Source organism: Limisphaerales bacterium, assembly GCA_014382585.1.
In the GTDB taxonomy this organism is placed as follows: Bacteria; Verrucomicrobiota; Verrucomicrobiia; order Limisphaerales; family UBA1100; genus JACNJL01.
In genome coordinates this window covers 12171-34466 of the sequence record JACNJL010000031.1, presented here as the reverse complement: position 1 = coordinate 34466, position 22296 = coordinate 12171, and the positions used below count along the sequence as shown (strand labels likewise).

Annotated in this window: 20 protein-coding genes and 1 tRNA gene; 13 read left to right on the top strand and 8 right to left on the bottom strand. The window is 56.4% G+C overall.

Going from position 1 to position 22296, the window contains the following annotated elements:
• Positions 1-124 precede the first annotated feature (124 nt).
• Complete coding sequence (locus tag H8E27_05910) at positions 125-1108, bottom strand: tRNA-dihydrouridine synthase family protein (protein MBC8325142.1); 984 nt, start codon at positions 1106-1108, stop codon at positions 125-127.
• A gap of 113 nt (positions 1109-1221) precedes the next feature.
• On the opposite strand from H8E27_05910, the gene H8E27_05905 reads away from it, so the two are divergent.
• Positions 1222-1295: transfer RNA gene (locus tag H8E27_05905), tRNA-Gln, on the top strand.
• A 90-nt stretch (positions 1296-1385) separates the two neighbouring features.
• Here H8E27_05905 and H8E27_05900 read toward each other — a convergent pair.
• The gene (locus tag H8E27_05900; GenBank protein ID MBC8325141.1) at positions 1386-4664 is read right to left on the bottom strand and encodes a DEAD/DEAH box helicase; all 3279 of its coding nucleotides are present in this window, start codon (positions 4662-4664) and stop codon (positions 1386-1388) included.
• 173 nt (positions 4665-4837) lie between these two features.
• Here H8E27_05900 and H8E27_05895 point away from each other — a divergent pair, with 173 nt between their 5' ends.
• Together H8E27_05895 and H8E27_05890 are read left to right on the top strand one after the other, a co-directional pair.
• The gene (locus tag H8E27_05895) at positions 4838-5089 is read left to right on the top strand and encodes a hypothetical protein (GenBank protein ID MBC8325140.1); all 252 of its coding nucleotides are present in this window, start codon (positions 4838-4840) and stop codon (positions 5087-5089) included.
• Positions 5090-5251: 162 nt separating this feature from the next.
• Complete coding sequence (locus H8E27_05890) at positions 5252-5683, top strand: hypothetical protein (protein ID MBC8325139.1); 432 nt, start codon at positions 5252-5254, stop codon at positions 5681-5683.
• 103 nt (positions 5684-5786) lie between these two features.
• Here the strand turns inward: H8E27_05890 and H8E27_05885 are convergent, their stop codons facing one another.
• Positions 5787-6092: a hypothetical protein gene (locus H8E27_05885; GenBank protein ID MBC8325138.1), complete on the bottom strand. Its 306-nt coding sequence runs from the start codon at positions 6090-6092 to the stop codon at positions 5787-5789.
• 126 nt (positions 6093-6218) lie between these two features.
• Here H8E27_05885 and H8E27_05880 point away from each other — a divergent pair, with 126 nt between their 5' ends.
• Both H8E27_05880 and H8E27_05875 read left to right on the top strand, forming a co-directional pair.
• Positions 6219-7172, top strand: coding sequence for a hypothetical protein (locus tag H8E27_05880; protein ID MBC8325137.1), 954 nt, complete (start codon positions 6219-6221; stop codon positions 7170-7172).
• A 32-nt stretch (positions 7173-7204) separates the two neighbouring features.
• A complete protein-coding gene (locus H8E27_05875) occupies positions 7205-8221 on the top strand; it encodes a hypothetical protein (protein MBC8325136.1) in 1017 nt (338 codons plus the stop codon).
• Here the strand turns inward: H8E27_05875 and H8E27_05870 are convergent.
• Positions 8218-8907, bottom strand: a complete 690-nt coding sequence (locus H8E27_05870) for a YggS family pyridoxal phosphate-dependent enzyme (GenBank protein ID MBC8325135.1) — start codon at positions 8905-8907, stop codon at positions 8218-8220. The two genes, H8E27_05875 and H8E27_05870, sit on opposite strands and share 4 nt — an antisense overlap.
• Positions 8908-9030: 123 nt before the next feature.
• Here H8E27_05870 and H8E27_05865 point away from each other — a divergent pair, with 123 nt between their 5' ends.
• Positions 9031-9444, top strand: a complete 414-nt coding sequence (locus H8E27_05865; protein ID MBC8325134.1) for an EVE domain-containing protein — start codon at positions 9031-9033, stop codon at positions 9442-9444.
• An 80-nt stretch (positions 9445-9524) separates the two neighbouring features.
• Complete coding sequence (locus H8E27_05860; GenBank protein ID MBC8325133.1) at positions 9525-10526, top strand: polyprenyl synthetase family protein; 1002 nt, start codon at positions 9525-9527, stop codon at positions 10524-10526.
• Positions 10527-10535: 9 nt separating this feature from the next.
• Here the strand turns inward: H8E27_05860 and H8E27_05855 are convergent, their stop codons facing one another.
• On the bottom strand, positions 10536-11930 hold the full coding sequence (locus H8E27_05855) for a CvpA family protein (protein ID MBC8325132.1): 1395 nt from the start codon (positions 11928-11930) through the stop codon (positions 10536-10538).
• A gap of 137 nt (positions 11931-12067) precedes the next feature.
• On the opposite strand from H8E27_05855, the gene H8E27_05850 reads away from it, so the two are divergent.
• From H8E27_05850 to H8E27_05830, 5 genes are all read left to right on the top strand, one after another.
• Positions 12068-12622, top strand: coding sequence for a Rieske 2Fe-2S domain-containing protein (locus tag H8E27_05850; protein ID MBC8325131.1), 555 nt, complete (start codon positions 12068-12070; stop codon positions 12620-12622).
• Positions 12623-12630: 8 nt separating this feature from the next.
• Positions 12631-14370 (top strand): cytochrome b N-terminal domain-containing protein, encoded by a 1740-nt coding sequence (locus tag H8E27_05845; protein MBC8325130.1) that lies wholly within the window; start codon positions 12631-12633, stop codon positions 14368-14370.
• Between the two features lie 648 nt (positions 14371-15018).
• Entirely contained in the window at positions 15019-17844 is a 2826-nt protein-coding gene (locus H8E27_05840; protein MBC8325129.1) for a ribonucleoside-diphosphate reductase subunit alpha, read from the top strand.
• A 34-nt stretch (positions 17845-17878) separates the two neighbouring features.
• The gene (locus H8E27_05835) at positions 17879-18937 is read left to right on the top strand and encodes a ribonucleotide-diphosphate reductase subunit beta (protein ID MBC8325128.1); all 1059 of its coding nucleotides are present in this window, start codon (positions 17879-17881) and stop codon (positions 18935-18937) included.
• Between the two features lie 103 nt (positions 18938-19040).
• On the top strand, positions 19041-19610 hold the full coding sequence (locus tag H8E27_05830; GenBank protein MBC8325127.1) for a dCTP deaminase: 570 nt from the start codon (positions 19041-19043) through the stop codon (positions 19608-19610).
• 93 nt (positions 19611-19703) lie between these two features.
• On the opposite strand, the gene H8E27_05825 is transcribed toward H8E27_05830, so the two are convergent.
• On the bottom strand, positions 19704-20063 hold the full coding sequence (locus H8E27_05825; GenBank protein MBC8325126.1) for a type II toxin-antitoxin system VapC family toxin: 360 nt from the start codon (positions 20061-20063) through the stop codon (positions 19704-19706).
• Positions 20063-20254: a type II toxin-antitoxin system VapB family antitoxin gene (locus H8E27_05820; protein MBC8325125.1), complete on the bottom strand. Its 192-nt coding sequence runs from the start codon at positions 20252-20254 to the stop codon at positions 20063-20065. Before H8E27_05820 ends, H8E27_05825 begins: the two co-directional genes overlap by 1 nt.
• Before the next feature lie 86 nt (positions 20255-20340).
• Here H8E27_05820 and H8E27_05815 point away from each other — a divergent pair, with 86 nt between their 5' ends.
• A complete protein-coding gene (locus H8E27_05815; GenBank protein MBC8325124.1) occupies positions 20341-20970 on the top strand; it encodes a serine esterase in 630 nt (209 codons plus the stop codon).
• Here the strand turns inward: H8E27_05815 and H8E27_05810 are convergent.
• The gene (locus H8E27_05810) at positions 20942-22243 is read right to left on the bottom strand and encodes a hypothetical protein (protein ID MBC8325123.1); all 1302 of its coding nucleotides are present in this window, start codon (positions 22241-22243) and stop codon (positions 20942-20944) included. The two genes, H8E27_05815 and H8E27_05810, sit on opposite strands and share 29 nt — an antisense overlap.
• Positions 22244-22296 lie beyond the last annotated feature (53 nt).

The following is a 22296-nucleotide window of genomic DNA, read 5'->3' as shown; positions in this document are numbered from 1 at the left end:
AATGACCAAGGCCCAATGACCAAATTCCAAGGAATGCCCAAATCTCAATGACCCAATTTGGCATCCTCTTGGGGTTTGGTTATTGAGTATTCCTTGGGAATTGGTTCTTGGTTATTGGGATTTTTCACCTGTGTTCTCCTGCCAAAACATCCTTTGGTTTTAGTTTGAGGTCGAAGGGTTCGAGCGGCATTGGCTCGTCGTGTTCTAGGTGGTCGGTGCAGATTTTGAAGAGGTCGGCCTCGGTGGTGGTGCGGCGGATGCGGTGGAGGAAGTCGCCGGTGGGTTCGATGCCGATGCCGATGTAGTTGAAATATTTTTTCATTTTCGCCACGTGCGATTTCTCGTTCAGCTTTGGGGGGCGCACGGTTTCATAGAGGTCACGCAAATAGCTGAGCACGTCCTGGCCGGTGGGGACAAATGGAGTTTCGTCTTTTTGTGCCTGGCGGATTTGGTGGAAGAGCCACGGGTTGCGGATGGCGGCGCGGCCGATCATGAGGCCGGCGGCGCGGGTGTCGGCGAGGACGGCGGCGGCTTTGGCGGGGGAATAGATGTTGCCGTTGGCGAGTACGGGGCAGGGGAGGGGTTCAACGGCGCGGGCGATGTAATCGTAATGGACGCCGCTACGGTAGCCTTCGAGCACGGTGCGGCCATGGACGGTGAGGAGGTCGATGCGGTGTTTGGCGAAGATGGGGAGGAGTTCTTCGAACACGGCGGGGTCGTCAAAACCGATGCGGGTTTTAACGGTGAATGGAATTTCGATGGCCTCGCGCAGTGCGCCGAGGATGGCGTCGACTTGGGCGGGGTCGCGGAGGAGTCCACCGCCGGCGCATTTTTTGTAAACGACGGGCGCGGGGCAGCCGAGGTTGAGGTCGATGCCGGCGACGGGGTGTTGTTGCAATTCGCGCGCGGTGCGGATGAGTGAGGGGATGTGGTTGCCGATGAGCTGGGCAAGCGCGGGTTTGCCGGTCGGGTTTTCAGTGATGGATTTGAGGATGTGTTTATCGAGGCACGACCCTTCGCGCACGCGGAAATACTCGGTGACGTACAGATCGGGGCCACCGTACTTGGCCATTAGCCGCCAGAAGGAGAGGTCTGTGACATCCTGCATTGGCGCGAGGGCGGTGATGGGGGCGCGGGCGAGGGTGTCGCGGAAGTGCTCGGCGGGGGTCATCGGTTTTTTCTTTTCGGCGGTGCGATGTGCGGCTAGGGTGTGTGGCCCACTGTCCCGTGGTGTAATGGTAGCACAGATGTTTTTGGTACATCTAGTCGGGGTTCAAATCCCTGCGGGACAACCACTTTCCACTTTTTTACTGCCCGAGTTCCAATGACCAAGACCCAAGGCTGCGGGTACGACTCACTTTTCCCCACTCCCCACTCCCTCTGCTCTACTCACTGAAGAGGAATTCCAGATCATTTTTGGTGAGGCTCTTGGCGAAACCTTTTTCACCGAGCACGTCGGAGATGGTTTGGCGTTTGCTTTGCTGGAGGTTCCAGATTTTTTCTTCCACGGTGCCGGGCGCGATGAGTTTGTAGGCGTTGACGGTTTTAGTTTGGCCGATGCGGTGGGTGCGGTCAATGGCTTGCGCCTCGACGGCGGGGTTCCACCACGGATCGTAGAGCACCACGTAGCTCGCGGTGGTGAGGTTGAGGCCGGTGCCGGCGGCGCGGAGGCTGAGCAGGAAGATGCCCGCGCCTTCGGATTCCTGAAAAGCGTTGACGACGTCCTGCCGGTTTTTGGTTTCGCCGGTGAGCATGTGCGTGGGGATCTCGCGGGTGCCGCAGTCTTTTTCCAAAATTTTGAGCATCTGCACAAATTGGCTGAAGACCAAAACTTTTTCGCCTTGGGCGACCAATGGTTCGAGTAGGTCGAAGAGCGCTTCGGTTTTGCCGGAGGCGGAATCGTTGCCGACGAGTGAGGGGTGGCAGCAAATCTGGCGCAGTCGCGTGAGTGCGGCGAGCACTTGCATACGGCTTTTGGCGACGCCTTTGGTTTGGATGGTTTCCATCACCGTGTCGCGGCTGCGGCGCAGTTCGGCGAGGTATAGTTTGCGTTGGTCTTTGCCAAGTTCGCAGTCGTGCCGTTGCTCGATGCGTTCGGGCAAATCTTTGGCGACCTCAGTTTTGACGCGCCGCATCAGGATGGGGCGCAGGCGGGAGGAGAGGCGTTTGCGGGCGATGCGGCGGTTGGCAATGGCTTCTTCGCTGTCTCCACCGGCGGGGTCGTACATCGAGTGGAAATGTTTTTCGTCGCCGAGATAGCCGGGCTGGACGAAGTCCACAATGCTCCATAAATCGAGCAGGCGATTTTCCAACGGCGTGCCGGTGAGGGCGAGGCGGATTTTGCAGGAGAGTTGCTTTACCGATTGGGTGACTTGCGCGCCGGGGTTTTTGATGAACTGCGCTTCATCAAGAATGATGGCGTTGAATTTATACTTCTGCAAATCCTCAAGGTCGCGCCGGAGCAGCGAATAGTTGGTGACGACGATATCGTAATCGGGAATGTGCTTGCGCATGGCATGGCGGGCGGCGCCGCTTTCGAGGACGAGCACGGACATATCCGGGGTGAATTTATCCACCTCGCGCCGCCAGTTGTGCATCACCGAGGCGGGGCACACGACGAGTGAGGGATGGGATTTGCCGCGTTTTTTCCGCTGCTTGAGCCACTTAAGATAGGCAAGAGTTTGCAGCGTTTTACCGAGGCCCATATCGTCTGCGAGGATGCCGCCGAGGCGCATGGATTGCAGATGGCAGAGAAATTCGAAGCCCGCTTGCTGGTACGGGCGCAGTTCGGCATCGATGCCTTCGGGCAGGTCGGTGGTGGGGATGCCTTCGAATTGCTCGATGCGGTCGCGTAGTTTCTGGGCTTGCTTGCCATCGCCGAATAGCGAGAGGCCGTCTTCGCCGAGATGCGCGGCTTGTTCCATCGCAATTTTTTGGGTGCCGGTTTCGAGTCCGTCGAGGCCGAGGTCGGCCATGGTTTCCTGCGCGCGTTGGGTGGCGTCCACGTCCAGCTCCACCCAGCCTTTGCTGGGTAGTTTCACAAACCGGCTGGTGGCTTGGGCGAGGCTTTCCAAATCTTTTTTGGTGAGCTTCATGCCTTCCTCTTCCCACTCGGTGGAAACCGAAAGCCAATCGATGCCGCTGCCTTTGACGATGAGCGTGGGCTTCAGGCGCTTGGGTTTCAGGAATAGGCGCTGGAAGGAATCGTTGCCGAGAAACTCTGCGTCCTGCGGGCGTTCGTGCCACACGCTGGCGAGCACGTTGAGAAAATTCTCATTCGCGTCGCCGACCCAAAGCCCGGGCTCGGGCGTGAACCAGTCAAGTTTGCGCAGCCAATCGATGGAAGGTTCGAGGCGGTCATCCTCCAAAACCTGCGGCTTATCCGCGCGGCGTTCGCCTTTGGCTTTGATGTGCCATTCGTGGCCGGTCCATTCCCAAAGGCTGCCGTCGAGATCGCTCTTGGCTTGCAGGCGCAGTTCGAGGCGGTCGCCATGCATTTCTAATACGAACAGCGGCTTGGCTGTGTGCGATTCGCATAAGTCATTCCAGTTGATGCCCTCGCGCACGTGGGTGCGGCGCAGCTCGGTGATGAACCGTGTGCTGAGTTTGTTGATCGGTGCGCGTGGATTGCTCACCCATTTGCTGAGAAGCGAGGCGGGCGGGCTGTTACGCAGGAAATAAAATGTGTTGTCCACCAGCACCATGGTGGGGCGGCCGGCGAAAAACTTGGCTTCACTCAGCGGCACCTCGCGGCCATCGGGCAGCAGGAGCGTGTGCGTGAAGGCAAGGATGGCCGTGCCGTTTTTGAGCGAGGGGATCAATTCGGCGAGTTGGCCGTGAAATTCGTAGGGCGGGGCATCCACACCCGGTTGCAGGCGGGTTTGGCCGCCCCAATGTGCCAACCATTGCAGCAGTGGCTGGCCGGTGAGGTTGAGGCTGTCGTGTCCTTTGAGATCTTCGCTGTAATGTTCGGTGACCCATTCGATGAATTCCCAATCCTCGGAGGGAAAGAGCTCCTGCTCGTGCGCGGCGCGCACGGTGAGGTCCACGAGATTGGTGATGGATTTCTTGCGGTCGCCGGTGCGTGGACGGCGCACCACGAATTCCACCCGCAAGGTTTGCAGGCTCGAATCCAAATCCTCCGGTTCCGGTACGGCCACGGCGCGGATGGATGCGCGTGGGGCATCGAGATGATTCGGTGCGGGCGGGAACATCCAATGTTCCAGCTCCTTGAACACAGCGTGTTCGCGTTCCGCCTTTTCGATTTCCTTAAAGCGTTTGAGATTCGCGTGCTGATTGAGCTCCGCAGGCATTTGCCGGCCCGCGCGTAGAAATACCACCGACAATGCCTCCAGTCGCTTTTTGCCCTTCGCCTTTGCGACGGCTTCCCACCACTCGTCGCCGGGAAAATCCTTGCGGCTGAGCTTCAGCTTGGAAAAATAATCCTCCAGCAAGAGCCACGCTCGTTGCTCGTCTTTGCATTTGGCGAACAATTCGAGGATGTCCTCGCGTTCATCCACGTCCTCGCGGGAGTCGGCCAGCTCGCGGCGCAAATCTGCCAGCATGCCATAAGCATCCTCCAATGCGGTGGCGTGTGCATCGTACTTCATTGCCGCGCCGCTTTTGGGCGCCGGCTTACGTGTTCCTTTTTTACCTCGTGGCATCGGTCAAATTCTCTCTCTAAAAACGGAAAGGTTAGCTATGGCAGGTTGGTGAATCCCCGTCAACACGAAATCGAAAAAAACAGGTACTCTAAAAAATAAAAATCACTTGACCTCGAAAAAACCGCTGTAAGAAGCGTGATTTAGAAAATGCAAGCGAAGAAAAAATTGCCGTGATGCGCGAGCAAGCGGCAAGAATTATGGCAGAAGTCCGGGCTTATCGGGAATGCCCAGCCACCAATGGCGCGAATTCCGTTTCGGAGGGATTATGCTCGCCCAGCAATCCCGGCAACAGAATTGTGGCTGGAGAAATACCTTGGTTCACACGAATGCCAGAACACCCAGTCAATCCAATTGCAAAAATTGCCATCAATATTCCTGATCGAATAATGCGTTTTGTGTTTAGCGCCTCCATCCAGCCAACCTAGTTGATCGCGGGCAAAAAGCAATTCAAAAATGAGGATGACACAGGGGTGCGAATGAGCACAACGGATTATCCAGTCGCGCGCTTATCCACACACAGAGTCCGGTTTGTGAGCAACCTTCAGTTGACGAAATCGCCGAATTCCATAATCTGTCCGCAGTTAAGGGTGACAAGGAGGATCCAAATTTACTATCTGCTGGCGCTTGGCGTGTCTGCATTCACTGGATGCAACTATCTCAAGGGCAAGGAAGATCCATCGGTCAACCCCATCGGAGGGGCCGGCACCAACTTCGGCGGAGATGGGCCCAAAGTGGGCATCAAAAATAACCCCGGCTCCAAGGCCAACCCTAATACGTCGGCCAACGTACCGGTTGGGAATGATTCCGGCCGCGTGATGCTTGTCGATCAGGGCCTTGCGTTTGTGGTGGTTGAAATTGTCGGCTCCCAATTACCCCCGGCCGAAATGCGATACCTCGTCCTCCGCCAGGGCCGACCCGTGGGCGAGATCACCACCACCGCACAAACCGACGACACTTATTTAGTAGCCGATATCAACAAGGGGGACATCCGTGTGGGCGATTCAGTTCGCCCCAAATAACGGATAGGTGGAGAAGGCCCCGGGGGAAACTCCGGGGCCTTTTTTCTTTGCCGCAATCTATCAAACGCAAGGGAAGGGCAAAACTTCTGCTGAGCTATCCCGGTTAATCCGCCGACGCGGTCTTCGCCTGCGCTTTCTTGTAAGGCGAATGCAGATTGAAATAAATCCCGCACATCGGCTTTTCTTCCCCGTCCACTTCGCTGAGAAAAATCGTCACCTGTTTATCCAGCGCAATCCCGTGGCGCATCCCCTCCCCGCGCGATTCGTATGCCCGCATTGCCTTCACCAGCAAACTCTCCAGCGACGCCTGGCAATCCTCCGGCGTTTTATCCAGACACACCACATGCAGATCAAACGACTTCACCGCCGCCTCAATCTCACCCACAAACATTTCCGGTAATAATCCCATTGCAAACGCCCACCCAACCACACCTGCCCCTCCAATGCACTCCCAAAAAACGGCCTCCACCCTACTGTAAAATAAGTCATTCTTTATAGTAGACAGAAAATCAAAATCCGTGCTGAACTAACGGCGATGAAAAAATACATCCTCCTCAACCTCACCGGCCTATTCGTTTTCTTTCTATTCACCTGTATGTTTATCAGCTGCGGTAAGTCCGGAAACCCACCGGCATCCACCAAAAAGAAAACCACACCCCAAAAATCCGGTACCACCCAGTTCACTCCGCAAATGGTGATGGAAGCCATTGAGTATATGGCAGAGAAATTGCCGGAGGAAGATCGCGAGGATTTTCTTGATGACAGTCCCCTCGAGGATTTGTACGAGGCCACCGACGAAATCAACGAAGCCATGGGCGAAGGGGCACTCAAGGTATCGGAAATCTCAGGCAAAGCCCTAGGCGAGGCGCTGTATCAAAAGATGTTTGGCAGCGACCGCGGCGGCCTGAGCAAACTCCACGCCAAGGCCAACCGCCTCAAATGTTCAAGCACTCTGGGGCAGATTACCAAGTCGATGATTGCGTTCGCCGGGGAACATGCAGCATTCCCTTGGCATCTGGATCCCGCCGATAAAAAGCACTTCTTCGGCAAAGGCAACCCCGAACATTTGGGCACCATTTTTGCTCTGGAGGAAATACGGTGGAGTTTGGGTTCCCCTAAAATGTTGCATTCCCCTTGCGATCCGGATCGCAAGGCCATTGCTGACTACAAGGGATACAGCGCCCGCGAAAACAAACCCATTCCCCATGCGGCTATCAGCTACGGATTGTGTCCCGGAAGCGATGACCAATTGCCCGACACGATTGTGAGCCTCACGCGCAATGTCTCCGGTGCCGAGCTCAAAGGGGCTACCTTCCTCGGCAACGTGATGAAGGGGCTGGAGGCCAGCCAAGGGAATTGGGCCCTCGCCGATGGTTCAGTGATACAGGCGGATAACGCAGGACTCAAAGAAGCTTCCCTTCGTCATGCCAAGTCACGTGGTGGCATTGCTCCCGACCCCCCCAGCACCAAGATTTGGCTGCCCAAATAAATTAACCTCAATCTTAAAAACAAATTCAAATTATGAAAAAATACATCCTCCTCAACCTCACCGGCTTATTCGTTTTCTTTTTATTCACCTGTATGTTTATCAGCTGCGGTAAGTCCGGAAACCCACCGGCATCCACCAAAAAGAAAACCACACCCCAAAAATCCGGTACCACCCAGTTCACTCCGCAAATGGTGATGGAAGCCATTGAGTATATGGCGGAGAAATTGCCGGAGGAAGATCGTGAGGATTTCCTTGATGACAGTCCCCTCAAGGATTTGTACCGGACTACCGACAGTTTCAACAGAGCCATGGGCGAAGGGGAACTCAAGGTATCGGAAATCTCCGGCAAAGCTCTGGGCGAGGCGCTGTATCAAAAGATGTTTGGCAGCGACCGCGGCGGCCTGAGCAAAGCCCGCGCCAAGGCCAACCGCATCAAGTGCGTGAATAATCTCGGCATGATCGGCAAAGCTATGCTGGGCTTTTCACAGGATAACGGGAGCCGCACGCCGTGGAATTTTGCTCCATCCCAACAGCGCAATCATTTTGGAAGCAACTACAACCTTACCGTTGGCAGCATTTTTGGATTGGCCGCGATGAAGTCTGAAGTTCAAACCGCCAAGATTCTTATCTCTCCTTGCGACAAGGGGAGGTTTGCCGCCAATGAAAAAGTGCAGGAAGATTGGCGTAACTACAACACCAAGGGCGGGAATCCAATTCCTCATGATGGCCTCAGCTACGGACTGTGCCTTGGCGGCGATTTTCAAAGGCCCGCCACCGTGATTGCGATGACGCGCAATCTCGCCACCGACGATTTGGCGAAGTCCAATTGGCTGGGCGCCGATGAGGGGGAATCTCCTCTCGTCAAAAAGAGGGCAATGAGCGGCTTAACCAAATCCCAAGGTCAATTAGTGATGGCCGATGGGTCCGCCAAGCAATCCACCGATGCTGACTTGGGTGCCTTGGGCAAAATCATCAGGGGCCACATCAACGCTCGCGGTGGCACCAGCCCTTTAGGCGATTCGAGAACTAAGGTAATGCTGCCGTATTAATCTTTGTTAGCCGCTGCGCGTGGGCCGAATAAACACGTGCCCAGTCGCACCATCGTGGCGCCTTCCTCGATGGCGATTGCGTAGTCGCCGCTCATGCCCATGGAGAGCTCGGGCAACGGGGCGCCGAGTTTGTTTTCACAATTGGTTTTTATGGCGCGTAGTTTTTGGAAGAAGGGGCGGGCGCTTTCGGGCTCGCGGGTGAAGGGGGCCATGGTCATCAAGCCGTGCAGCTCCAGTTGCGGGAATTCAAAGAATGCCTCCACCGCTTCCACGGCGGTTTCGGGCGTGAAACCGTGTTTGCTGCCTTCGCCGGAGACGTTGACTTCCAGCAAAACAGGCAATGTCTTGGCCGCTTGTTCGCAGCGTTTGTTGAGCTCGGCGGCGAGGGGGAGGCTGTCCACGGCGTGCAACATTTCAAAAAGCTCCACGGCGTCGCGGCATTTGTTCTTCTGCAAATTACCAATGAAATGCCAGCGGATATGGCCGGGGCAATCGGGGATTTTGGCCTTGGCTTCTTGCACGCGGTTTTCGCCAAAAACCGTGAGCCCGCAATCGGCGGCCTCGCGGATGACCTCGGCGGTGAATTTTTTGCCCACGGCGATGATCTGCACCTCATCGGGCAAACGCTGTGAACGCTCACACGCAGCGGCGATGCGTTGCTGCACTTGGGCGAGATTGGCGGCGATGTCCGGCACGCGGGTGTTTTACAGGGAATAGAGGGTTGTGAGTAGCGAATAGTGATCGGTGAGAAGTGAGTGGTGAGTAGTGTTTGCGTGACTCCTCCCTGCCCCCACCTCACTATTCCCCACGTGAATCATTGGCTTGTAAAACAAGAACCGGAAAAATATCCGTGGGCGCAGTTTGTGAAAGACAAAGGAACCCTTTGGGATGGCGTGCGCAATTACCAGGCCCGCAACAACCTGCGCGCAATGCGCAAGGGCGATCTGGTTTTATTTTACCACAGCGTGAGCGAAAAGGCGGTGGTGGGTGTAGCCAAGGTAACGCGCGAGGCGTACCCCGATCCCACCGCCACGAAAGGCGATTGGAGCGTGGTGGATTTGAAACCGGACCAAGCACTCCCCACACCGGTGACGCTGGCCCAAATCAAAGCCGAACCCAAGCTTGCCGGAATGGGGCTGTTGAAGCAAAGCCGTTTGTCGGTGTCGCCAGTGAGCGCGGCGGAATTTAAAAGAGTGCTGAAGATGGGAGGAGTTAAGGGTTGATGGTTGGCAGCATCTTGGTTTCTCCATTGACTGATCATTCCCTCGACGTTTGAGCCCTCTCGCGGTATGTTTTCCCAAAGATGATCGCCGAAAAAACCAACGCGCCGCCGCCGGATTGGCAGGCTTTGTGCGAACCGGTGCAGCCATTTCTCGATGAGGTGACGGGTCAACTGCAGGCGGAGGTGGAGGTGTTTGATCCGCAAATCGCCACCTTTGTGCAATACGCGCTGGGCAGTCGAGGCAAGCAACTGCGGCCGTTATTGGTGGCTTTGAGTGGGCGTGCCGCGGGCGGGCTCAATGCCGAGCACGCACGGGCGGCGGTGATTATTGAGATGATTCACCTCGCTACGCTGGTGCACGATGATGTGGTGGACGGCGCGGAAGTGCGGCGCAGCCGCCCCACGCTCGCCGCCAACTGGGGCAACAAAGTTTCGGTGCTCGCGGGCGATTGTCTTTTTGCCGAGGCGCTGCAATTGGCGGCCAACATGCCCACGCAATCGGTGTGCGGCCTCGTGGCGCGCGCGGCCAAAGCGGTGTGCACCGGCGAGATTCGCCAAACCCTCCAACGCGGCAATTTCCAATTGCAACAGGCGGAGTATTTTGAATTGGTCGGGATGAAAACCGCCGAGCTGTTTGCGCTCGCCTGCGCGTTGGGCGCGCGGTTATCTGCGGCAGACGCCGACACCGAAGCGGCCTTGCGCGAGTACGGCGATCAACTCGGCACGGCGTATCAAATTTATGATGATTGCGTGGACGTCTTCGGCGCCGAAGCCATCGCCGGCAAAACGTTGGGCACGGATCTCGCCACTGGCAAGGCGACGTTGCCGGTGTTGCTGGCACTGGATCGCGCAGATGACGCCGGGCGCAAAGCCTGGCTCGCGATGCTCAAGGACGGCGAGGCGCAGGCGGAAGCCATCCGCGAACGGTTGATGAATGCCGGCATCCCCACCGAATGCCGCGAAGTGGTGGCCGGTTATATCGCCAACGCCAAGGCGGCTGTGGAAAATTTACCCACCGGCAGTGAGCCGATGCTGGCGCTAACTGATTGCCTGACGCATCAGCTCGTGGCGTTGGATGGTTAGGAGGGCTTATTATTCCGCGCTGTCGGTGCGGCGGAAGATGTACGCTTCGTTATTGAAATCCTTCAGCGTGACGCGCAGTCGGTTTGAAAATTCCTGAATCTCCACTGCACACTGGATGGGCGGCTGCGCGTGAGGCCAGTGGAATTGTGTGATGAAAATATCCCCCTTCGCCTGCCACGGGCCGGCCAGCAGGATTCGCACGGAGCGCTGTGCAAAAGCACCGGGCGATTCGGGGCGGGGTAAGAGGCCGTTGACGGTGCGGTTCGGGGGCGGTTTCGCGCCCAAGGCTTTGTACGCAAAATGCTGGCCGTCCAAATAAAAATTCTTTTCTGAAAAACTGAGCAACAAAAATTGGCTGAGAGCATCAAGGTAGGCGCGCAGTTTTTCTTTTTCGCGGTCATCCATCTCCCCATAAATCGATTCAAATTGCTGTTGTGTGGCGGGCACATCGAGCTCCCAGCCGCCGAGCAGCACGGGGAGTTTTTGGGCGCGCAATGTGGCGGGGTCATACAAGGTGGATTTGCCGGTGCGAAGATAATCGTACAAATCGCGGGTGTCCACTTGGGCGAGTTTTTTGCGCAGGTCCTCATTGGTCAGGGCGTCGCGCACGTGCGCGTGTTGCAACAGGCGGGAGGGAGATGCCTGATTTTGCAGGTCGGCCAATAGAAACGTGTTGGTGCTGCTGAGGTGCAAAAGATGGAAGAGATGCTGCGTGTGTACGGCTTCCACCAAGGCGGGATAGGCCACGAGCCGCGTGCGAAAGGGCCGCAAATTTTTTCCGCGCAAATTATGATAAAGCAAACCGGTGATATCGGCCGCATCATAAAAGCGGTCGCTGGCGGGATCGAAAAGGCGCGCGGATTTGTCGAGGCCAAGCGTGCGAAAATCGCGATGCAAACGCGCGGCCAGGCGATAGCCCATCGGCTCATCGGCCGCGGCGGATTCGTTGGGGCGTACTTGGTTGGCGGCGTAGCCGAGCGGTGTGATGATGCCGGCCAATAGCATTAGATAGAGCACGCCGAGAATGCCGCCGAGCGAAATGCCGGCGATGGAGTTCACGCGATCCCATTCGGCGAGGCGATTGGTTTCGAGTTTGTGTTTGATGTGATGTTGCAGTTTGCGATGCAGCGGTTGGGTGGCGGCGAGTACGGCGGTCATCAGAATAAAGAAGGCCCAGATTTTGCCCGCGCCCAATTCCCACCAAAGCGGATGCTCGGGGAGATTAATGAATTTTCCTAAAACGCCTGCGAGCATCGGCGCGAAGATCAGCGCCAACAGCGTGCCGACAAACAGCATCCCCATACGTAAGCCATCGGTTTGCAGGCCGAGCAAGGTGAATGCGCCCACCACGAGCAGGAACAACATCAAGGCCGAGTCGCCGGGAAAAAGGCTGAGTGCCAGCACGCGGGTACGTTAGGGGATACGCGCGAAAAATGCACTTCAAAACCGCCAAGCTTGAAGAACTCGCGGGCTTGGTGTATTGGGAACTGAATTTTGCGGGAGGGTTCGCGTCCATTGACTGAGCATTTCCCGAGGATATTATGACAGGCGAAAACGATTCACATTCCGAAGAAGAGCAACCGGATCGTCGGCAGTTTATTAAAGGCGCGTCCTGCGTGATCGGTGCGGCCATCGGCGCAGTGCCGATGGCGGCTGGCGTACGCGTGGCGCTCAGTCCGCTAATGGATAAAGAGGCGGCCGAGGGCGGGGCGATGATTCGGCTGGGAGATTTAGGCGGTTTGGAAACCGGCGTGCCAATGAAGTTCGCCATCGTGGCCGATAAATCGGACAAGTGGACGCGCTATAAAGATGTGCCGGTGGGCGCGGTTTATTTGCTGAAAAATGAAAAAGATGAGGTCACCGCGTTTAACACGGTTTGCCCGCACCTCGGTTGTTTTGTGGATTACCGCAAAGAGGAGTCGGATTTTTTCTGCCCGTGTCACGACAGTAATTTCGCACTGGATGGCAAATTGAAAAATGGCGTGAGTCCGCGCGGGATGGACACGCTGGACGTGGAGCTGCGCAACACCAGCGAAGTGTGGGTAAAATTCCAGCGCTTCAAGGCCAACTCAAAGGATAAGATCGCCATTTCATGATGCAGCGCTTGAAGCAACTTTACGATTGGCTGGATAATCGTACCGGCATTAAAGATCACATCCGCGAGGCGCTGTTTGAAACCGTGCCGGGCGGTTCGCGCTGGCGTTACGTGTGGGGCAGCACGCTGACGTTCACGCTGATGATTCAGTTCATCACCGGCATTTTCCTGTGGATGGGCTACAGCGCCAGCGGCCAAACTTCGTGGGAAAGCGTCTACTATATTCAGGAGCACATGACCGGCGGGCACTTCCTGCGCGGGCTGCATCACTGGACGGCACAGGTGATGACCGTGCTGCTGGTGCTGCACTTGATGCAAGTGGTCATCGACGGCGCATACAAAGCGCCGCGCGAAATCAATTTTTGGTTCGGGATTATTCTGCTGCAACTCGTGCTCGCGCTGTCGCTCACCGGCTATCTTTTGCCGTGGGATCAAAAAGGCTATTGGGCCACCAAAGTCGCCACGGATATTTTAGGCAGCACGCCGCTCATTGGCGAAACGCTCAAGCAACTCGTCCTCGGCGGCGCGGATTACGGGCATCACACGCTCACGCGCTTCTTCGCGCTGCACGCGGGCATTTTGCCCCTGAGTGTCATTGGGCTGACGGTTGGCCACATTTATTTGTTCCGCCGACACGGTTTGACTCCCAAAAAACCGATCAAAAAAGCCGACGAATATTTCTGGCCCGAGCAAGTCCTCAAAGATGCTGTCGCCTGCCTTGCCGTGCTCGTCACCATTCTTGTGCTGTACTTTGCCTTCAACGGCGCGCACCTCGATGCCCCCGCCGATCCTTCCTCCGCATATCCAGCGCGGCCGGATTGGTATTTCCTGTTCCTCTTCCAGTTCCTGAAATATTTTCCCGGCCATTGGGAAGTGCTCGGCGCGGTCGTGCTGCCCGGCATAGCGATGACCTTGATTTTCCTGATGCCCATCATCGGCAAATCCGAGCGCGGCCACCGTTTCAATGTGGGCCTGCTTTTTGGCATCCTCGCCTTCGCCGGCATCCTCACTTACATGGCAGTGAATTCCGACCGCAACAATCCCACTTACATTGCTTCCAAAGAACAAGCCGCGCGCGAAGCAGCCATCGTGAAAGAACTGGCCGAGAACGGCATTCCACCCGAAGGCGCGCTGGCGTTGTTGCAGGGGCCGAAACTGTTTGCCCAACACTGCGCCAGCTGCCACACGTATGGCGGCAACAATGGCCTCGGCAATCCAGTCGAAAAACCGAGCGCGCCGGATCTCAAAGGGTTTGGCAGTCGCGAGTACTTGACGGAACTACTGCACCCCGAGCGGTTTGGATCCGACAAGTTTTTCGGCCACACCGCGCACGCCCAGAAAAGTAAGATGCAGGATTTCCTGAACGACGAATTCGATGGCATCGATGACGACAAAGATTTGCGCGCGGATATGGATTTGCTCATCAAAGCCATCTCCGCCGAAGCGACGTTGGCTTCGCAATCGAAAATGGATTTGGCGGATCACGAAGCCATTCAAAAGGGTCGCGAGTTGTTTGACGAAATCGGCTGCACCGATTGCCACGCGTTGGGCGGTTGGAATGCGGATGATTATTCGGCACCGGACTTGACCGGCTACGGCTCGCGCGAATGGATGCTCGGTATCGTAAATGATCCTGCGCATGAACGGTTTTACGGCAAAAAGAACGACCGTATGCCCGCCTTTGGCAAAGACAAAAAACTCACACTTCGTCAAATGGAACGCATTGTCGACTGGCTCCGCGGGGAGTAGCGAAATTGCTTGGCACATTTGCCAATAAATCGCGCTCATTTTCGGGCTTTTTCACACTGAATTGCACGGTCTCACCGGCTTGGGGCGCAGGTATTCACCAAACTCACCTCGCACACCCCGAAAGAGGTGTGAATAGTGAACTGTGAATTATTTCTTTTGGCCCCCAAATGAGCCTATACCGAGGCATTTGAGCATTTGTCTAAAAAACGGGCTTCGGTTATCCACAATTTGTCATTTTATGTGTTGACTAATTTTGGGGATACCCCAATATATCGCGCAGTTGATCGCGAGGTCACACAACAGCTTGTGGATATGCCAGTAAATAACTTCATAACAGTATGTGAGTCTTCTGTGAATAACCTGCTGATTATTTCGGTAAAATGATGGTTTTTCGACCCAATTTAGCCTGCGAAGCGCCGTTGCGGCGGGGTGGGCGGATTTGGGGGCTGGATCGGCTTGAACGACAAGTCCTGCGCGAGTGTGCGGGCGGCTGCCTTGCCAGGGCAGTTGGGGCGGTTTAACCCAACCTACCCCGGGCCGGTGAAACTCAGTTTGCCGACCCAAGATGCAACGCGGCGTGGCGGCCGCTGAACGATTGATAGGAATAAACTAAGTATGATTAATGAGCAGCTCGACGGCCAATTGCGGATGGCTACTTTGGACCCCCTCGAAGGCAAACAACTCCAAGTGTGCAAGCGCGATGGACGTATCATTGAGTTTGATGAAACGAGAATTTATTTAGCCCTCGAAGCGGCGTTGAAGGCGGACGCCGGTTTGGAACAGGACGAGCCCGCGCCGGAATCGATGCAGGCGGATGCGCAGTTGCTCACGCACGAAGTCGTGGAGCGTTGCCTAGTTTATTTGTCCAATGACGAGTCGCTGGAGATTGAGCGGATTCAGGATGTGGTGGAAGAAAAGCTGATGTCCGGCGGCTTCCACGGCGCGGCCAAGCGCTACATTGTTTATCGCGAGGAACGCCGCAAGGCGCGCGCCATTCGGGGCGACCGCACGGTGGACGGTCAGACGCAGGAACAATTGTTCGTGACGTTGCCCGACGGCGAACAGGAAGTGCTCGATCCCAGCCGGTTAAAGCGCGACATCTTCGGCGCGTGCCGTGGGGTGGAAGACAAATGCCAAGCCAACGATCTTTTCGATGAGACGATGCGCAACCTGTACGACGGCGTACACACGGTGGAGATCGACAAAGCGCTGGTGATGTCCGCCAAGTCGCGAATCGAAAAAGAGCCGGCGTACACCTACGTGGCCGCGCGTTTGTTGCTGAACCAAATTTACGAGGAAGTGCTGCCGAAGTTTGATTCGCCGGTGGAGTTGCCGCAATTGCACCGCGATCATTTCCCCGATTACCTCCGCCAAGGCGTGGACGCCGGGCGGTTGTCGCCGGATTTGCTGCAGTACGACCACGCCAAGCTGGCGGAGGCCTTCAAGCTGGAGCGCGATCAGCAGTTTGCTTATATGGGCATCCAGACGATTTACGATCGTTACCTCATTCACATCGGCGGCACGCGGATTGAAACGCCGCAGTATTTTTATATGCGCGTCTCGATGGGGCTGGCGATGAACGAAGCCAACCGCGAGGAGCGCGCGATTGAGTTTTATCACGCGTTGAGTTCCTTCCGCTTTATGTCCTCCACGCCCACGTTGTTCAACGCGGGTACGTTGCACCCGCAACTTTCCTCCTGCTACCTCAGCACGGTGGATGACGATCTCGAAAGCATTTTCAAACTGGTGGCCGACGATGCGCGCTTGTCTAAATGGGCCGGCGGTTTGGGCAATGACTGGACGAATATCCGCGCCACCGGTTCGCACATCAAAGGCACCAACGGCGAAAGTCAGGGCGTGATTCCGTTTTTGAAAGTCGCCAACGACACCGCCGTGGCCGTGAACCAAGGCGGCAAACGCAAGGGCGCGATGTGCGCGTACCTCGAGACGTGGCACTTGGACATCGAGGATTTCATGGACCTGCGCAAGAATACCGGCGACGAACGCCGGCGCACTCCAGATATGAACACCGCCAACTGGATCCCGGATTTGTTTATGAAACGCGTGAAGGCGGGCGGCGAGTGGACGCTTTTCAGCCCGAGCGACGTGGCGGATTTGCACGATCTGTACGGCGCGGCATTTGAGAAACGCTACGAAGAATACGAAGCGATGGCTGCGGCCGGCGAGATCAAGCATTTCAAAACCGTGCAGGCCGAGAATCTTTGGCGCAAAATGCTGATGAGCCTTTTCGAAACGGGGCATCCGTGGATTACCTTTAAGGATCCCTCCAATGTGCGCTCGCCGCAGGATCATATGGGCGTGGTGCACAGCTCAAATTTGTGCACGGAAATTTTGCTCAACACCAGTGCCGAGGAAACAGCCGTGTGCAATCTGGGCTCGGTAAATCTCACCGCGCACATCAAGGACGGCGAACTCAATGAGGAACTCATCGCCAGCACCGTGCGCACGGCCATCCGGATGCTGGATAACGTGATCGACATCAACTACTACCCCACACCCGAGGCGCGCACGGCGAATATGCGCCATCGCCCCGTGGGCATGGGCGTGATGGCGTTTCAGGATGCGCTTTATAAGCTGCGCATTCCGTACTCCAGCGAGGCGGCAGTGGCCTTTGCCGATCGCAGCATGGAAATGATTTCCTACTACGCCATCCTCACGTCCAGCGAACTGGCGGCCGAGCGCGGCCCGTACGAAACGTATGAAGGCTCCAAATGGTCCCGCGGGTTGCTGCCCATCGACACGATTGAATTGCTCGCGCAAGAGCGCGGCGGCAGCCTCACGGTGGATCGCAGCGCGCAAATGGACTGGACGCCCGTGCGCGAATCGATCGCGAAACACGGCGTGCGCAACAGCAACACGATGGCCATCGCCCCCACGGCCACCATCGCGAATATCATCGGTGTCAGCCAATCCATCGAGCCGACTTACAAAAATATGTACGCGAAGGCGAACCTCTCCGGCGAGTTTACGGTGGTGAATGATTACCTCGTGGAACAACTGAAGGAGCGTGGCTTGTGGGACGCGCAAATGGTGGAGGACCTCAAGTATTACGATGGCTCGGTGCTGAAGATTGATCGCATCCCAGATGATATGAAGGATGTTTTCCGCACCTCATTCGAGATTGATTCCAAATGGCTGATCGCCTGCGCGGCGCGGCGCCAAAAGTGGATCGATATGGGCCAATCGCTGAACCTGTACTTCGACCTCCGACAAGTACCCGAGGGCGGCAAGACCGGCCGGGTATTGAGCGATATGTATTTCTTCGCGTGGGAAGCCGGCCTGAAAACAACTTACTACCTGCGCACACTCGGGGCGACGCAAATTGAAAAATCGACAGTGAACATCAACAGCTACGGCGTGCAGCCGGAGTGGATGAAAAGCAAATCGGAATCCAGCGCAGTGGTCGCCCCCACCTGCAGCATCCTCGATCCCGAGTGCGAGGCCTGTCAGTAATTTACAAAAACCAAAACTCAACCAAAGGAAATCTATGTCTTGTTGTAATGTAAGTGACCAACCCGCCGAGGCACACGACCTCACCAAACGCATCAACGCCAAGGACAAACGGCTCATCAACTGCCAGGCCGTGGACGTGAACCAGCTGATGCCCATCAAATACGAATGGGCTTGGGAACATTACCTCAATGGCTGCAAAAACCATTGGATGCCCGACGAAGTGCCGATGCAAAAGGACATTGAGCTGTGGAAATCCAACAAGCTCAGCGCCGACGAGCGCCGCGTGATTATGCGCAACCTTGGTTTCTTCAGCACGGCCGAGAGCCTCGTGGGCAACAACATTGTGCTCGCGATTTTCAAGCACGTCACCAATCCCGAGTGCCGCCAGTATCTGCTGCGACAGGCTTTTGAGGAAGCGATCCACACGCACACGTTTCATTACATTTGCGAATCGCTGAATCTCGACGAGCGCGAGGTGTTCAACATGTATCACGAAGTGGCGTCCATCAGCGACAAGGACAACTTTGAGATGCGCCTCACCCGCGAAATTATGGAGGACGGTTTCAACACTGACACCACCGAAGGCATCCAAACGTTCCTCAGGAACCTCATCGGGTTTTACGTCATCATGGAAGGCATCTTTTTCTACTCCGGATTTGTGATGATCCTGTCCTTCCATCGCGGCAACCGCATGACCGGCATTGGCGAGCAGTTCCAATACATCATGCGCGATGAAACCATCCACATGAACTTCGGGCTCGACCTCATCAACGGCATCAAAGCCGAGAACCCCGAGGCGTGGACGCCGGAATTCCAAAAGGAAATCGACAGCCTCATCGAGGAAGCCGTGGAGTTGGAAATCGCCTACGCACAGGACTGCCTGCCGCGCGGCATTCTTGGCCTCAACGCCGGAATGTTCCGCGAGTACGTGCAGCACATCGCCGACCGCCGCCTCGAGCGCATCGGCCTCACCGCCAAGTACGGCGACGCCAATCCCTTCCCGTGGATGTCCGAAACGATTGACCTCGCGAAAGAGAAAAACTTTTTTGAAACCCGCGTCACCGAATATCAAAAGACCTCTTTAAGTTGGTAGGTGGAGAACACCGCGGCGGCGGTCTTGCGGGACCGCCGCCGCCCCTAACTTAACGGCCCCCGAAACAACGGGGGCCGTTTTTCAATTCAAGCACGTTTAGAATATGGGAATACACTCCGACCGATGGATCCGCCAAATGGCGCAGGAAAAAGGAATGATCGAGCCCTTTGCCGGCGATCAAGTCCGTGCCGCCGAAGACGGCAGCCGCGTGATCAGCTACGGTGTTTCCAGCTACGGCTACGACCTCCGCGTGTCCGACGAATTTAAAGTATTCACCAACGTCTTCAGCACCATCGTCGATCCCAAAGGCTTTGATGATAAATCGTTTGTCAACATTAAGGCCGATGAATGCATCGTGCCGCCCAACACCTTTGCCCTCGCGCGCAGCGTGGAATACTTTCGCATCCCGCGCCACGTGCTCACCGTGTGCCTCGGCAAAAGCACCTACGCCCGTTGCGGCATCATCGTCAACGTGACCCCCTTCGAGCCCGAATGGGAAGGCCACGTGACTCTGGAAATTTCCAACACCACCCCACTGCCCGCAAAAATTTACGCCAACGAAGGCCTCGCCCAAGTGCTCTTTTTCGAAGCCGAAGAGATCTGCGAAACCAGCTACGCCGACCGCGGCGGCAAATACCAAGGCCAAAAAGGCATCACCATCCCAAGGATGTAATTAGGCGTGCGCCAATTATTCCACCGGCCGCATTGTGGAAATTGGAATGAATAACCTGCGAGTCCGGCGCGCACTCCGTTTTATGAGAAGCCTCTAAACGCGGGACACCTTCATTTTGCGCGCCGCCTCATCCAGTCGTTTGTCGAATGTCCAAAATGTTTCCCGAGCTACACGCGCGGCGGCAAGCAACTGGATGTCGTTCCACCCAATCCCAATGCCAAATAGCTTTTGGTTTTCGAGAAACCTCCAACATTCATTAAAGGAAACCGCCCTTACACGGGGCAACGTCACAAGCAGTTCCAAGGACTGCCGCCGCCGCGCAAGATTGCCCGCGCCCAATTCGCCCAGCACAATCTCGTGACAGCAGATTTCTCCTTCCTCCAATGCCACCTCGAATGCCGGAATACCCACCCGCAAATGCTGCACCCACACCGATGTGTCCGCGAGGATCATTACGCGGATCGCCGGCGCGGCGACACCTTCAGGTTGGGCATGGAACCGCCCAAGGCCGCCAACCGCCGGGCGGCCTCCCGCTGCACCAGCGCCTCAAGCCCCAGCCTTACTAGCGCGGTTTTCTCCTGCACACCCGTGTAGTCACGCGCTTGCTCCAACAGGGCATCGTCAATATTGAGTGTCGTTCTCATGCATATGAAGATGCCTTGATTATATGCATCTGTCAAGCGGGTGGTTTTGAGCTTTGCGTGGGCGGCTGGCTGGGGCATGGATAGGGATGCTTACGCACGAACTCATTCCAGCCGCCGAGGCGGATTCCAAATCGTTGATGGTGGTGTTGCACGGCTTGGGCGACAGCTTGGAGGGCTATCGTTGGCTGCCGGATGCGATAGGGTTGCCATGGCTGAATTATTTGTTGGTGAATGCGCCGGATGATTATTCCGGCGGATTTTCGTGGTACGACATTTATGAAAACCCCGGGCCGGGGGTGGAGCGCAGTCGGGCGGCATTGTTTGAATTGCTCGATGCCCAGCGCGAAGCGGGCTTTCCCACCGACCAAACTTTTCAATTCGGATTCAGCCAGGGTTGTTTGATGACGATGGAAGTGGCGATGCGTTATCCGCATCGGCTGGCCGGTTTCGTGGGGGTGAGTGGCTACATTCACGAACCGGAACAGGCGATCACGGAACTTTCGCCGGTGGCGAAGGAGCAGAAAATTCTTTTCACGCTGGGTACGTTTGACCCGCTCATCCCAGCGGAAAAAGTGAAGGGCCAGTTGAATATTTTGAGACAGGACGGAGGGATGCAAATCGAGGCCAAAGAATTTCCCAAGGAACACACCATCGCAGGCGAGGAAGAGCTGTCGCTCATTCGCGATTTCATTTCCGCCGCGCGGGGAGATCAATAATTTCCACATCCTCAAGCCGCGTCACGCCCATCCCCATCCGTCCGGCGGCGCGGCGCATTTCATTTGCCTCGGCGCGGGTGGGGAGTTTCACAAACCGCCGCAGTTTCACAATGCGTTCGGCAGCCATCAAATCCAGTGCCACGGGATCGGCGCTCAGCCACAATTCATTCAGCGTGGTGGCATAGTCCGTGCGGCGGGTGTCAGCCAAATGAAACTGGCACAAAAGCGCGTCGGTGATGCACAGCCGCACGCGAGGTGCGGGCAATGCGCGATCGGAACGCAGCTGATGCGCGCCCAGCACGGTGCCGCCGTGGGGCAGGAGGTGTTGGCGCCACGCGGTGGCTTCGTCCAGCACCAACACGGCGTGCGCTTCGGTGTTGTCTTTGGCGGTGGCCGCCTTGAGGGCATCGCCCAAAGCGCGTGTCAAAGGAAGGGCTTCGTCACTGGTTTTGTGGAAATAGAAAAATTCTTTACCGGAAGTGGGTTGCAGCAACAGGGCCCGGCTACTGCCATTCGGTTTTAGTTCGGCAATGATGCGCGCGGGTGGCAGTGTGAGTGAGTGCGCGGCCATCAAATAAAAATTAGGCACGGCCAATCGAAGGTGATGGGGTGACTTGCCAAACCGTGCGGTGTTATCCGCGCTATCAAGTCCAAGCGCATCGAGATGACCCCGCGAGCCGGTGACCGGATGGGCGATGAGCGGATGCAGATTGATGATGCACGTGAGTTCGCGCGTGAGTAGTTTGGATAAATGCGAAAGCCGTTCCTGTTGTGCATTTTCGGGTTTGCCAAAATGCCGGTCGCCCGGCTGCAACGGGTGGGTGAGGGTGACATCAAAATTGGGATGCGATTCGTAGCCCGCATCGCGTGCGCCGGCCAAGCGCACGCCGAGAGATTTAGCTAGGCTCTCGTAGCCGGCCTTTTTCAATTCTTCCAGCGAGCGATCCCAAATTACAATTTGCCGCGCAGGAATGTCGGCGTCCATTAGGCTGCGTGCCACCGCCTCCACCACCGCCGGACGCGTGCCGGCCATCGGTCCGTGTTGGGCATCCACCTTGAGGCCGATGATATCGGCGGGGATCACCAACGTGCGCCAAGCCGCGCGCGCGTTGGGTTGGGCAGTTAACTTTAGCAGGGCGCGATCCAGCATTGCCCGTACGCGGGTGGGATTTGGGGTGAGAAAACGAGTGGACTCCGCGTCGCGCACGCGGATGACACGGGATTTTTTGGTCTCTGCAGAGTGCGCGGAAAGCGTTATGCCGATCCCTAACATTAAAGTGAACAAGATGCGACCAGCCCGTGAATAACGCACCTTTGCCAAATCCT